At 40.6% G+C, this 13027-nt stretch carries 13 protein-coding genes, 1 tRNA gene, 1 other RNA gene and 1 other annotated feature; of the genes, 11 read left to right on the top strand and 4 right to left on the bottom strand.

The window, feature by feature from the left end; all coding sequences use genetic code 11:
- Positions 1-121: 121 nt before the first annotated feature.
- A complete protein-coding gene (locus tag ACFX4I_RS25840) occupies positions 122-1087 on the bottom strand; it encodes a YaaC family protein (RefSeq protein WP_230303860.1) in 966 nt (321 codons plus the stop codon).
- 111 nt (positions 1088-1198) lie between these two features.
- On the opposite strand from ACFX4I_RS25840, the gene guaB reads away from it, so the two are divergent.
- The 4 genes from guaB to ACFX4I_RS25820 all read left to right on the top strand — a co-directional run bounded on the left by guaB (position 1199) and on the right by ACFX4I_RS25820 (position 6014).
- The gene (gene guaB, locus ACFX4I_RS25835; RefSeq protein ID WP_063236531.1) at positions 1199-2662 is read left to right on the top strand and encodes an IMP dehydrogenase; all 1464 of its coding nucleotides are present in this window, start codon (positions 1199-1201) and stop codon (positions 2660-2662) included.
- A gap of 173 nt (positions 2663-2835) precedes the next feature.
- Complete coding sequence (locus ACFX4I_RS25830) at positions 2836-4155, top strand: D-alanyl-D-alanine carboxypeptidase family protein (RefSeq protein WP_377424046.1); 1320 nt, start codon at positions 2836-2838, stop codon at positions 4153-4155.
- Between the two features lie 69 nt (positions 4156-4224).
- Positions 4225-4449 (top strand) — a binding site (T-box leader).
- A 63-nt stretch (positions 4450-4512) separates the two neighbouring features.
- Positions 4513-5790 carry a serine--tRNA ligase gene (gene serS / locus ACFX4I_RS25825; protein WP_230303862.1) on the top strand — a complete coding sequence of 426 codons (1278 nt, stop codon included), beginning with the start codon at positions 4513-4515 and terminating at the stop codon, positions 5788-5790.
- Between the two features lie 131 nt (positions 5791-5921).
- A tRNA-Ser gene (locus tag ACFX4I_RS25820) sits at positions 5922-6014 on the top strand.
- Positions 6015-6135: 121 nt separating this feature from the next.
- On the opposite strand, the gene ACFX4I_RS25815 is transcribed toward ACFX4I_RS25820, so the two are convergent.
- The 3 genes from ACFX4I_RS25815 to ACFX4I_RS25805 form a co-directional block, all read right to left on the bottom strand.
- Entirely contained in the window at positions 6136-6807 is a 672-nt protein-coding gene (locus ACFX4I_RS25815) for a deoxynucleoside kinase (protein WP_283932452.1), read from the bottom strand.
- Positions 6785-7444: a deoxynucleoside kinase gene (locus ACFX4I_RS25810; protein WP_377424044.1), complete on the bottom strand. Its 660-nt coding sequence runs from the start codon at positions 7442-7444 to the stop codon at positions 6785-6787. The genes ACFX4I_RS25815 and ACFX4I_RS25810 overlap by 23 nt, the downstream gene beginning before the upstream one ends.
- A gap of 173 nt (positions 7445-7617) precedes the next feature.
- Positions 7618-8163, bottom strand: a complete 546-nt coding sequence (locus ACFX4I_RS25805; RefSeq protein WP_230303865.1) for a cysteine hydrolase family protein — start codon at positions 8161-8163, stop codon at positions 7618-7620.
- Between the two features lie 140 nt (positions 8164-8303).
- Here ACFX4I_RS25805 and tadA point away from each other — a divergent pair, with 140 nt between their 5' ends.
- The 7 genes from tadA (at position 8304) to ACFX4I_RS25770 (ending at position 12702) form a co-directional block, all read left to right on the top strand.
- The gene (gene tadA / locus ACFX4I_RS25800; protein ID WP_309519574.1) at positions 8304-8810 is read left to right on the top strand and encodes a tRNA adenosine(34) deaminase TadA; all 507 of its coding nucleotides are present in this window, start codon (positions 8304-8306) and stop codon (positions 8808-8810) included.
- A 147-nt stretch (positions 8811-8957) separates the two neighbouring features.
- An RNA gene (gene ffs, locus ACFX4I_RS25795) (signal recognition particle sRNA large type) lies at positions 8958-9222 on the top strand.
- 182 nt (positions 9223-9404) lie between these two features.
- Positions 9405-11093, top strand: a complete 1689-nt coding sequence (gene dnaX, locus ACFX4I_RS25790) for a DNA polymerase III subunit gamma/tau (protein WP_230303867.1) — start codon at positions 9405-9407, stop codon at positions 11091-11093.
- 21 nt (positions 11094-11114) lie between these two features.
- A complete protein-coding gene (locus ACFX4I_RS25785) occupies positions 11115-11432 on the top strand; it encodes a YbaB/EbfC family nucleoid-associated protein (RefSeq protein ID WP_133353122.1) in 318 nt (105 codons plus the stop codon).
- Between the two features lie 60 nt (positions 11433-11492).
- A complete protein-coding gene (gene recR / locus ACFX4I_RS25780; protein WP_034316264.1) occupies positions 11493-12089 on the top strand; it encodes a recombination mediator RecR in 597 nt (198 codons plus the stop codon).
- Positions 12090-12109: 20 nt separating this feature from the next.
- A complete protein-coding gene (locus ACFX4I_RS25775) occupies positions 12110-12328 on the top strand; it encodes a YaaL family protein (protein ID WP_063236519.1) in 219 nt (72 codons plus the stop codon).
- 104 nt (positions 12329-12432) lie between these two features.
- On the top strand, positions 12433-12702 hold the full coding sequence (locus ACFX4I_RS25770; RefSeq protein WP_377402698.1) for a pro-sigmaK processing inhibitor BofA family protein: 270 nt from the start codon (positions 12433-12435) through the stop codon (positions 12700-12702).
- The last annotated feature ends 325 nt before the right edge of the window (positions 12703-13027 follow it).

The following is a 13027-nucleotide window of genomic DNA, read 5'->3' as shown; positions in this document are numbered from 1 at the left end:
TAGTTGGGGGTTTCCCCCTGTGAGAGTAGGACGCCGCCAAGCCATTTAAAAAGATCAGCCATCCGGCTGGTCTTTTTCGTCGTTCGGGACAGATCAATTGACCAATTGGATGTTGGAAGAATCAAAAGTGGAACCTCTCGGACTTAATCCATTCAAATATTAAAAATGGCACCTTAGCTTGGCTTATTTTAAGGAATTGCACAATGCAAGGGTAATCATCATTGGGCATGGTTTTCATCAGTTCTGCCCACCATTCTGTTTCATAACGAGCTATTATGCTAAGGTTATAAGAAATCAAATAATGGATCAAAAGTTCAGGTAATGAAAAAGCTGACGAATCTTTATTGAGTGATAGCATGAATTGTCTTTGTTCCAAATTATACCGTATTGGGGAAGAAGCATTATGAATGGGAATGCCATCAGTTTTTAAATGCAGTGTCCCAGGCGCTTCTGAAATACTGTAAACTTGATTCGTTTTAGCTTTCAAAAATTCTTCCATTCGACTGCTGGACATTTGATAGCTATCCAATATCGCTGAGGGTAATTGAAAACCGTTCGAAGAGGGTGACATGGCGACGAAATTTTTCTTGGAAACGGACCATGTAAAGTTTTGCATATCCGGGATTTCCTTTATCAGCGTTCCCATGGAAAATTTTTCACCCTCCAGATGCTTGATATGAAATAACTTCTCGGCAATGCAGGTGAAAAGTCCGTTCTTTTGCGTTTTAACTTCGTCCTTTAAAAATTCATATTGCTGTTTTTTCTTTTTTCTCGTAGTAACCCCATGGGCAAGCATCGAAGTTGATTCCGGATAGTTGGGATCGATCGTGAGCAGACAGGCCTTTAACAATTGGGCGAATCCATAAAATGTTAGGATTGGTTGTATGGAAAGTGGTGCAATTGCAGCCTGATTATAATAAGTTTTAGCATGTTCAAGATGGTAAATAAATGGATAACAATTATCGTAACTTTTTATTTCCGCTTCTGCTATTTTTTCATGCGTGTAACATTTTTGTAAAAAAAGTTGTGAGGAAGATGCGGAAAAAAAAGGTGTATATTTATCGAAATTATCATTGTTTTCAGGCATTGCAGCTATCCTCCGAATTAATAGAATAATCAAACTTTTATTTCTCTTCTTGACAGTAGTATGTCCTATTGATAACCTACAAATAATATTTTTAAGCAGGAGGGGAAAATAATGTGGGAAAATAAATTTGCAAAAGAAGGTTTAACCTTTGATGATGTCCTATTAATTCCAGCGAAATCAGAGGTTTTGCCGAAAGATGTTAACCTTCAAGTCAACTTAGCTGAAAACTTAAAGCTCAACCTTCCTATCATCAGTGCAGGAATGGATACCGTGACAGAAGCTGAGATGGCAATTGCCATGGCTCGTCAAGGCGGTTTAGGTATCATTCATAAAAATATGTCTATTGAAGCACAGGCTGAACTGGTGGATAAAGTAAAACGTTCAGAAAGCGGTGTAATTACCGATCCATTTTTCTTAACGCCGGATCACCAGGTATTTGATGCAGAGCATTTAATGGGTAAATATCGCATTTCGGGTGTTCCTGTAGTCAACAATATAGAGGATCAAAAACTTGTGGGTATCATTACAAATCGTGATTTGCGATTTATTTCCGATTTTTCCTTGAAGATTTCCAGTGTCATGACTGTAGAGAATCTGGTTACAGCGCCAGTGGGAACTAACTTGGAACAAGCAGAGAAGATTCTTCAAAAGTACAAAATTGAAAAGCTTCCCCTTGTAGACGATAATGGAGTCCTTAAAGGACTTATTACGATCAAGGATATCGAGAAAGTCATTGAGTTCCCGAATTCGGCGAAAGATAAGCAAGGAAGATTACTTGCAGGTGCTGCAGTCGGAGTGACTAAGGATACAATGAAGCGTGTAGAAATGCTAGTTAAGTCCCATGTCGATGCAATTGTACTTGATACTGCTCACGGTCATTCAGAAGGCGTCCTTGAAATGGTGAAGGAAATCCGCGGGACATATCCTGAATTGACGATCATTGCTGGTAATGTGGCAACGGCTGAAGGGACGAAAGCATTGATTGAAGCGGGTGCCGATGTAGTCAAAGTGGGAATCGGACCAGGGTCAATCTGTACGACAAGGGTTGTAGCTGGTGTCGGTGTTCCACAAATCACGGCAGTTTTCGATTGTGCAACAGAAGCAAGAAAACATGGTAAAACGATTATCGCTGATGGCGGAATTAAATACTCTGGTGATATCGTTAAAGCCCTGGCTGCAGGCGGACATGCAGTAATGCTTGGCAGTATGCTTGCAGGTGTAACTGAAAGCCCAGGCGAAACGGAAATTTTCCAAGGTCGCCGTTTTAAAGTGTATCGGGGTATGGGCTCCGTTGCTGCAATGGAAAAGGGATCTAAAGATCGTTACTTCCAAGAAGATAACAAGAAATTCGTACCGGAAGGCATCGAAGGGCGCCTTCCATACAAAGGACCTCTTTCAGATACCATTTTCCAACTGATTGGCGGCATTCGTTCAGGTATGGGATATTGCGGTACAGCCACATTGGAAGAGTTGAGAGAAAACTCTCAATTTGTCAAAATGACCGGTGCCGGGTTAAGGGAAAGCCATCCTCATGATGTCCAAATTACCAAAGAAGCACCGAACTACTCAATGTAATGAATTTAACATATAATCGTCATTAAAATTTATTGTTAAAATAGACAGAGTCTGCGATTACTCTGTCTATTTTTTTTATTTTTTCTGTGATAAACTAGACAAGGTGTCAAGGGAATTACATAAAGTTTCTCCTTTGTTATAGAGATTAGCTTAAAAGTTGGAGGTATTGGAAATTGAAAAAAATCAGCAAGATGACCCTCATTTTCACTTTTGTTTTAGTTCTTGTTATGTCGCAATTTGCCTATCAACCGGGGGAAGCTGTTGCTGAATCTGATAATTTAGGTTTAAAAGCAGAGGCAGCCATCATCATTGATGGTGAAACAGGACAAATCGTGTATGAAAAAAATGCCGATAAAGTACTAGGGATTGCATCCATGTCTAAAATGATGACCGAGTACATCATAATGGAGTCAATCGAAAATGGGAAAATCAGTTGGGATCAAAAAGTTAAAATAAATAAATACGTACATGACCTTTCAAAAGCACCTAATTTATCGAATGTTGGGTTAACAGAAGGTGAAGATTATACAGTTAAGGAACTATATCAAGCCATGGCTGTCTATTCTGGAAATGCGGCAACGGTAGCTTTAGCACAATTGATTTCCGGAAGTGAAAAGAGCTTTGTTAAATTAATGAATGAAAAAGCAACAAAATTAGGCTTGAAAAACCATAAATTCGTTAATGCCAGCGGTTTGAATAACTCCGATTTATTAGGGCAATACCCTACTGGTAAAGCAGATGAAGAAAATATCATGACAGCAAAAGATACTGCTCTTCTTGCTTATCGTCTAATAAACGATTATCCGGAAGTATTAAAAATTGCGAGTATTCCTAAATTGAAGTTCCGTGATGGAAAAGAGTATTCGAACTTCAACTGGATGTTGCCTGGCCTGATATTTGAATATAAAGGCGTAGATGGACTGAAAACGGGATCTACTGACTTTGCCGGTTATGGTCATACAGGGACGGTTATCCGAGACGGTCAGCGCTATATCACAGTGGTAATGAAGTCCACTAGTAAAACTGAACGTTTTGCGGATAGCACTAAGCTGATGAACTATGCTTATGCAACCTTCAAAAAAGAAAAAGTACTTCCAGCCAATTACCAGGTGAAAGGGAAAGAAACACTTTCAGTAGTAAAAGGTAAGGAAAAAAGTGTTAAGGTTCAATCTGAAAAAGCGATCGAGCTACTTGTTGAAAATGGTGAGAAAGATAACTATAAAACAGATTTAGTGATCGATAAAAACAAATTGAATGATGATGGTAAGCTTACTGCACCAATCAAAAAAGGTGAAAAGCTAGGTTACATCACAGTCACTCCTAAAAAAGGAAAAGATTACGGGTACATTAACGGCGATCCAGTTAAGGTTAACGTCGTAGCTGCTGAATCTGTTGAAAAGGCAAACTGGTTCGTATTATCAATGCGAGCGGTTGGCGGATTCTTTGGTGACGTATGGAGCAGTGTAGCTTCTACTGTTAAAGGCTGGTTTTAAGTTTCGCGTATAAAACGGTTGCGTAATGTATAAAATTATAGTACATTATGGAAAACAATCTGATTATATAAGAAAGCAATGACAGGAAATAGTAACAAGTATTTCTTTCTATAGAGAGCCGATGGCTGGTGGAAATCGGTGTGAGAGTTTTGTGAATCCCTCCTGGAGCAGAGTATGGAAAGCCTTTTGGGTCAGTAAATACTTTCGGTTAAAAGCCGTTATCGTGATAAGTGGTAGGCGCTTTTCGTAGGCCTTCAACTAGGGTGGCAACGCGGGTTAACTCTCGTCCCTTCTTTAGGGGACGGGAGTTTTTTGCGTTCTTTGATAAATCATCAAAATATTAAGGAGGAACTGGAAATGCTGGATTTGAAATATGTAAGAAATAATTTTGAAGAAGTGAAGCGTGTATTGCAATTTAGAGGAGAAGATTTAACCGATTTAGGTAAATTCGAGGAACTGGATGTAAAACGTCGGACTTTGATTGCTGATACGGAAAAGTTGAAAAGCCAAAGAAATGAAGTTTCACAGCAAGTGGCCGTATTGAAACGGGAAAAAAAGGATGCAGATCAGTTGATTGCCCAAATGCGTGAAGTTGGTGACCGTATCAAAGGGTTCGATGATGAACTTCGTGAAGTGGAAGCACAGTTAGAAACATTACTTCTTTCCATTCCGAATATTCCGCATGAAAGTGTGCCTGTTGGTGAGACGGAAGACGATAATGTCGAAATCCGTAAATGGGGAGAGTTACCGGAATTCAAGTATGAACCGAAACCACACTGGGATGTAGCTGGAGATCTAGGCATTCTGGATTTTGAACGGGCAGCAAAAGTGACCGGAAGCCGATTTGTATTTTATAGGGGTCTTGGTGCTCGATTAGAGCGTGCTTTAATTAGCTTTATGTTGGACCTTCATGTTGAGGAACACGGATATGAAGAAATGCTGCCGCCATATATGGTGAATCGTGCAAGCATGACTGGCACAGGTCAATTGCCAAAATTCGAAGAGGATGCTTTCCGTATCGAAAGTGATGATTACTTCTTGATTCCTACAGCTGAAGTCCCGGTGACAAACTTCCATCGTGATGAAATCATGAGCACGGACGATCTGCCGATAAGCTATGCGGCATACAGCGCTTCATTCCGTTCAGAGGCAGGATCTGCTGGTCGTGATACCCGCGGGTTAATTCGTCAGCACCAGTTCAATAAAGTTGAACTAGTGAAGTTCGTTAAGCCGGAAGATTCTTATGCAGAATTGGAAAATCTTACAGGTCATGCCGAAAAGGTCCTTCAATTGCTAGGCCTTCCATACCGAGTGCTGAGCATGTGTACGGGAGATCTTGGTTTCACTGCTGCTAAAAAGTATGATATCGAGGTTTGGATCCCGAGTTACGGAACGTACCGAGAAATTTCTTCTTGCAGTAACTTTGAAGCATTCCAGGCAAGACGGGCCAATATCCGCTTCAGACGTGATGCAAAAGGCAAACCGGAACATGTCCATACTCTAAATGGATCAGGTCTGGCAATCGGCCGTACAGTCGCTGCCCTTTTGGAAAATTATCAGCAGGAAGATGGCAGTGTTATCATTCCTGAAGTATTACGTCCATATATGCGCGGTGTGGAAGTCATTAAACCGTAAGTTAAAAGGAATCAGCTTCTGATTATAGAGGCTGATTCTCCTTTTTATCGAAGTTTGAAATTATTTTAAAAAAACTTTATAGAGGGCTTGACTTTAATTTTAATTCCATGTAATATAATAAATGTTGATACGGAGGTATACCCAAGTCCGGCTGAAGGGATCGGTCTTGAAAACCGACAGGGGAGTCAAATCCCGCGGGGGTTCGAATCCCTCTACCTCCTCCATAACTTATTAATAACCACAGCGCATAAATTGGATATCGATAAATTCCGTTACATATCTGTAACGGAATTTTTGTTTTCTAATATATTAAAAAACCACCGGATAACCGGTGGTTTTTCTGTTTTACACATTTCGCAATAACTTGGTTTGCTCCATATATTCGGCAATCCGTTTTATAAGAGGTTCGATGCTTTCTTCATCCTGCATAAGGTCATATTCGTTTATATTTAATCGAAGGACAGGGCAGGCATTGAATTGATCAATCCATTCTTCGTAACGGCCGTGCATTTCCTGCCAATATTCAATTGGGGTATGCTGTTCCATTGGACGGCCACGCTCTTGGATCCGGTCGAGGATATCATCCAGCGAACCTTCGAGATAGATAAGTAAATCAGGGTGCGGGAAGTATGGCGTCATTACCATGGCGTTGAAAAGGCTTGTATAAGTTTCGTAGTCCACATCATTCATCGTGCCTTTTTCATAATGCATTTTTGCAAATATTCCGGTGTCTTCATAAATGGAACGGTCTTGGATAAAACCGCCGCCATATTCGAAGATTTTTTTTTGCTCTTTAAAACGTTCAGCGAGGAAATAGATTTGCAGGTGGAAACTCCAACGATTAAAATCATCGTAAAACTTATCCAGATAGGGGTTCGTATCAACCTTTTCAAAGGATGTCCTGAATTGAAGGGCATCGGCTAAAGCATTGGTCATGGTCGATTTTCCTACGCCAACCGTCCCTGCTATCGTAATGACAGCGTTGTTTGGAATATTATATTTCTTTCGTAAGTTCATTTGACTTTACTCCTTTGTGCAGGGCATTCTCTATTTGGCTGATTATCTTTTTCAAATCATTTTTGTTCCCGACAAAATCCAGCTCATCTCCGTTGAATGTAAGAACAGGTATTTCAGGATGCTGTTTCGCAAATGCTTCCATGAATGTTCGATAATCCGCGGATAACTGCTCTAAATAAATGGAGGATATATTTTTTTCGAATTCACGACCTCTTTTACCGATTCGGGAGATAAGAGTATCAAGACTTGCGTTTAAATAAATCACCATATTAGGTTTAGGCATATCCCGTGTTAAAATATTGAATATTTCAAGGTATTTATTGTATTGTCCGTTCTTTAACGTTCGTTCAGCAAAAATCAAGTTCTTGAATATATGGTAATCAGCCACTACGGCTTGGTTATTAGTAAGATACTTATTTTCGATATCTTCCAATTGTTTATACCGGTTACACAGAAAAAACATTTCTGTTTGAAAGCTCCACTCATCAATATCTTTATAGAATTTCCCGAGAAATGGATTTTCATCTACAATTTCCTTCAATAATGAAATTTGAAAATGATCTGCGATAACTTTTGCAAGTGATGTTTTTCCCACGCCGATTGGACCTTCGACGGTGATAAATGGGGTGGATTTCATCCAATCTGTCCTCCTTCATGAGGTATCAAGCTGAAATTCCCGGTTATTAGGTTTTTCGCCAAGAGATATTGTATCACAGACTTGGGACTTTAGTGACATTTTTGTCAGGTTGATAAAGAAAGAGAATGAAAGAGTGTTTATTGGGGGGGTTAGTGTCTTGTTCGATTGAATGCTTAAAAGTCTTCACCTTCTTTTATGGATGCCTTGAGGACATGGTTCATCATCTTTAATGCGTAATGATTATCTTCCTTTGATGCAGAAGCGATGCAATCCTTCGGAATCCATAATTTATATTCCCGCATATAGGCATCATTGGCTGTGAATAGCACGCAGATGTTGCCGGCTATCCCAGTAATGATCAGGGTTTCCACGTTTAATCGTTTAAGTAGTGTATTGAGTGCCGTCCCATAAAATGCGGAATGTTTCGGCTTGATGAGAAAGAATTCGTCTTGTTCAGGTTTTATCCTTTCGATTAATGAGGCATTTCCTTCATTTTTACATCTATCAATAATTTTATCGAAGTCCGCCTGCCATAAATCATAATGGTCGTTGATATAAATGATTGGAAAACCCTTTTCTTTCATTTGCTTTTTTAATTTCAAAATCGGATCGACGATAAGTTTCGTATGTTCAAGGAGCATATTCCCGTATTTGAAATCAAAATCATTGATCATATCAATGATAAGCAATGCAAAAGAAGGTGATTCAGGTCGATTCATGGTATATCCTCCTGTATTGTGAGAATTTACTTGCAGCACGTATGCCGCATGCGTTACTATTCATTAGAACAAGTAGTATGACCTTTATTTTTGTCTTATATGTGTCTGTTTACTCCTACTTAATATGAGGGGGTTTTTTTATGAAGGATGATGTTTATTACATGAATTTAGCCTTAAAGGAAGCTAAAAAGGCGCAGATGTTGAATGAAGTGCCGATTGGCGCTTTAATCGTAATAGATGATCAAGTTATTTCGACAGGGCATAACCTGAGGGAAACGGAACAGAATGCGACGGCGCATGCGGAGCTGCTTGCGATCAATGAGGCTTGCAAGGAACTGGGCAGTTGGCGCCTTGAAGATGCGACATTATATGTAACGCTGGAACCTTGTCCCATGTGTGCTGGGGCCATCTTGCAATCACGGGTAAAAAGGGTTGTTTTTGGAGCGCATGATCCAAAGGCTGGCTGTGCAGGGACATTCATGGATTTACTTCGAGATGAACGCTTTAACCATCAATGTGATGTAACAAGCGGTGTATTGGGGGAAGAGTGCGGCTGGATATTGACTTCTTTTTTTAAAGAGCTTAGGGATAGAAAGAAAACTTTGAAAAGAGAGCAAGCACTCAAGATTGCCGAAGAAAATAAATAGGGGAAAAAACGAATGTTGAAAAAAAGGTTTGCTTCGTTTGATAAATTTGGGATCAAACTGTTCATGAACAACACTTGCGTTTTTTTTGTTACCTTAGTATAATGAATTATGCGTCGTCATGACGCTATGAATTTGGTATTACTTTTGCCGTGCTAGACGGGGAGGTAGCGGTGCCCTGTACTCGCAATCCGCTCTAGCGAGGTTGAATCCCTTCTCGAGGTTAGCATTCTGTAGGGCCTGCCTTAAGTAAGTGGTGTTGACGCCCGGGTCCTGCGCAATGGGACTCCATGAACCATGTCAGGTCCGGAAGGAAGCAGCATTAAGTGGAAGTTCTCATGTGCCGCAGGGTTGCCTGGGCCGAGCTAACTGCTTAAGTAACGCTTATGGTTGCTAATCGACAGAAGGTGCACGGCAGTTATTTTACATAAACAAAAAACTCATTCGTATCGGGTGGGTTTTTTTTTATGCCAAGAAGGTAAAGTGCTTGGTATTTTTGAAAAAATGAGACAATGATGAAATTTATTTTTAGACTTTGAAATTAAGGAAATCAGTAATGTATAATAAACAAGATGGAGAAAAGAAGGAGGGATTTCCGTGGGGTATCAAGCATTATACCGGGTATGGCGGCCACAACAATTCATTGATGTAGTCGGGCAGGAACATGTAACGAAAACGTTGCAGAATGCCTTGGTCGGGCAGAAGGTTTCGCATGCCTATTTATTTTCCGGTCCACGTGGAACAGGGAAAACAAGTGCTGCCAAAATTCTAGCGAAAGCAGTGAATTGTGAGCATGCCCCGACAAGTGAGCCCTGTAACGAATGTGCTACCTGCCGCGGAATCACCGATGGCTCCATATCAGATGTTATAGAAATTGATGCAGCATCCAATAATGGTGTCGAGGAAATCCGTGACATTCGTGATAAGGTCAAATATGCTCCTAACGCGGTTACATATAAAGTTTATATCATCGATGAGGTACATATGCTATCACAAGGGGCTTTCAATGCGCTTTTAAAGACATTGGAAGAACCTCCGAAGCACGTGATTTTTATATTGGCGACGACTGAACCTCATAAGATTCCACTAACGATCATTTCCCGTTGCCAAAGGTTTGATTTTAAAAGGATCCAGCCTCAAGATATAGTTGGCAGGATGTCGCAAATCATTGCAGAAACAGGTGTTTCATGTGATGAACAAGCCCTGCATATCATTGCGAGGGCAGCCGAAGGCGGGATGCGAGATGCACTAAGCCTTCTTGATCAAGCGATATCCTTCAGTTCGGAGACGGTTTCTGTGGAAGATGCATTGACTGTCACCGGTTCTGTGTCGCAGGCGTTTTTAAGCCGTCTGGCGAAAGCTATATATGATAAAGAAGTAGCGGTGGCACTTGAAGTCCTTGAAGAATTGCTGGCCATGGGAAAAGACCCGGCCAGGTTCATAGAAGACATGATTTATTATTTCCGTGACATGCTTTTGTATCAAACGGCACCGGCACTGGCAGAATCCTTCGAGCGTGTTTTGATAGATCCCCAATTTAAGGAATTGGCAGAAGTAATCTCTTCTGAATCGATTTACTCCATTATTGAAAGCTTCAATCAAACACAGCAGGATATGAAATGGACAAATCATCCAAGGATTTTCCTTGAAGTGGCACTTGTGAAGTTATGTAATGAGCAAAGGCCAAATCAAAGTGATAACGGGCAGCTTCAACAGCTGCTGCAGAAAATAGAAGATTTAGAGAAGAAATTACTTGAAATGCAGAAAAACGGCATTCCGGCAGCCATGACAGAAAAACCTGCAGAGCAGGCTAAGGCGCAAAGGGCTGTTAAAAAGGCGTATAAAGCACCTGCTGGAAAGATCAATCAAGTTTTGAAACAAGCTACAAAGCCCAATCTTAATGCTGTGAAAAGTAAGTGGGGGGAAGTGCTTGAACAGTTAGGTCAGCAAAACCAAAAATCATTGGCAGCTTTATTAACGGAGGCAGAACCTGTTGCTGCGTCTACTGAAGCTTTTGTGGTAAAATTCAAATATGATATTCATTGTCAAATGGCAATGGAAAATAACCGTTTCGTGGAAGTGATAGCCTCGATCATGCAGCAATTGACCGGACGCCGAATGGAGATAGCTGGAGTTCCAGAGAGCCAGTGGCAAAGTTTGCGGGAGGATTTCATATCGACACAGCAGTTCGACGGTCCAGAAGAAACGGAATCAAAAGAAGAAGACCCCTTTATAGCAGAGGCTAGAAAATTAGTGGGCGATGATTTACTTGAAATTAAAGAATAATTGGAGGTAAGAAGAATGGGTATGCGCGGCGGTAATATGCAGAACATGATGAAACAAATGCAAAAGATGCAAAAGAAGATGGCAGAGGCACAAGAAGAATTAGGTGAAAAAAAGATTGAAGGAACTGCTGGCGGCGGAATGGTGACGGTCATCGTGACTGGGCATAAAGAAATAGTCGATGTAGTCATCAAACCGGAAGTTGTCGATCCGGATGATATCGATATGCTTCAGGATTTAGTGCTGGCTGCGACTAACGATGCTTTGAAAAAGGCGGAAGAACTGACAAACCAAACGATGGGACAATTCACTAAGGGAATGAACCTTCCGGGTATGTTTTAAGCAAGTTCAAAAGAAACTTCCTTTCAGGGGGTTTCTTTTGAAATTTTTAGGAGGAATTCGATGCATTATCCAGAACCAATTTCCAAGCTCATTGACAGTTTTATGAAATTGCCGGGGATTGGTCCTAAAACGGCTGCTCGATTAGCCTTTCATGTACTAAGCATGAAGGAAGATACTGTTTTGGATTTTGCAAAAGCACTTGTTAATGCTAAGCGGAATCTTATGTATTGCTCAGTCTGTGGTCATATTACAGATCAAGATCCCTGTTATATCTGCGAAGATCAAAAGAGGGACAGAAGTTTGATTTGTGTGGTTCAGGACCCGAAAGATGTAATAGCTATGGAAAAGATGAGAGAGTTCAATGGTTTATACCATGTACTGCATGGCAGTATTTCCCCGATGGACGGAATCGGTCCGGAAGATATAAATATTCCTGATTTATTAAAGCGCCTGCAAGATGAAACAGTGCTGGAGGTAATTTTGGCTACTAATCCTAACATTGAAGGTGAAGCGACAGCCATGTATATTTCGCGGTTGCTTAGACCATCAGGCATCAAAGTGACCCGAATTGCCCACGGACTTCCTGTTGGCGGAGATTTGGAGTATGCGGATGAAGTGACGCTATCAAAAGCAATAGAAGGAAGAAGAGAAATATAAGATAGCTGGGAGGACTTCACTTGTTCTTTCGTAAAAAAAAGAAACTTCGGAATGAATTCAATGATTCATTAATCGAAGAGCTTGAACATTTGAAATGGAATTGGCATAATCAAAAATCATTACTTGAAAAAAGCGTTGATCCATCTGAGGAAGTAATTGCCCAAACGAGACTGGCGGAAGTGAAATATTTCTACTTATTCAGGGAAGTTAAAAGAAGGAATGTCCGCTTAAAAAGATGATAAGGAAATGGCTGTGAAGGATTGCGTGTTCCTCATGGCCATTTTTTTCAGTTCTTAATCCATCGATTTCTTCATATAAGTGTAGTACAAGCTTGCGGGGAGGAATGAGTTTGGAACCAGTTGTCTTTGTTGCCGTAATTGGCGGCCTGATTTTAATGCTCCTCATTATCGGGGCGCCATTAAGACCCGTCCGGTTTATAGGGCAGGGGATTATAAAGGTCATTATCGGTGCAGCATTTTTGTTCTTTTTGAATACACTTGGGAATCAAGCGGGCATTCATGTACCCATCAACCCTGTTACCTCGGCAGTCGCCGGCCTGCTTGGAATACCGGGAGTTGCCGCTTTGGCGGCCATTGGTTATTGGATCATTTAAAGGATATTGCGTCGAAGTCTGATGAAAACCCCATGGATATCTCCTTGGGGTTTTTATCATGTTGTAGTTTTTTTTAAAAAAACCAATTAAACCATTGACGATAACTCATCAACCTGATAATATATTAGGAGTCGCCAATAACGACATCGTCAATTGCTCAATCGAAAAACAATATGAAAAAAATGTTGACATCAGGTTGAGTAAGTGATAAGATAATAAAGTCGCTTACGAAGTAACGACATTAAATCGCTCTTTGAAAACTGAACAAAACAAAGCGCCAACGTTAAATTTTAAGTGAGCACACACTATCAAAAAAGCAAATGAG

It is taken from the genome of Peribacillus sp. YIM B13472 (genome assembly GCF_042788005.1).
Lineage (GTDB): Bacteria > Bacillota > Bacilli > Bacillales > DSM-1321 > Peribacillus > Peribacillus simplex_E.
This window is presented reverse-complemented; position numbering and strand designations above follow the sequence as displayed.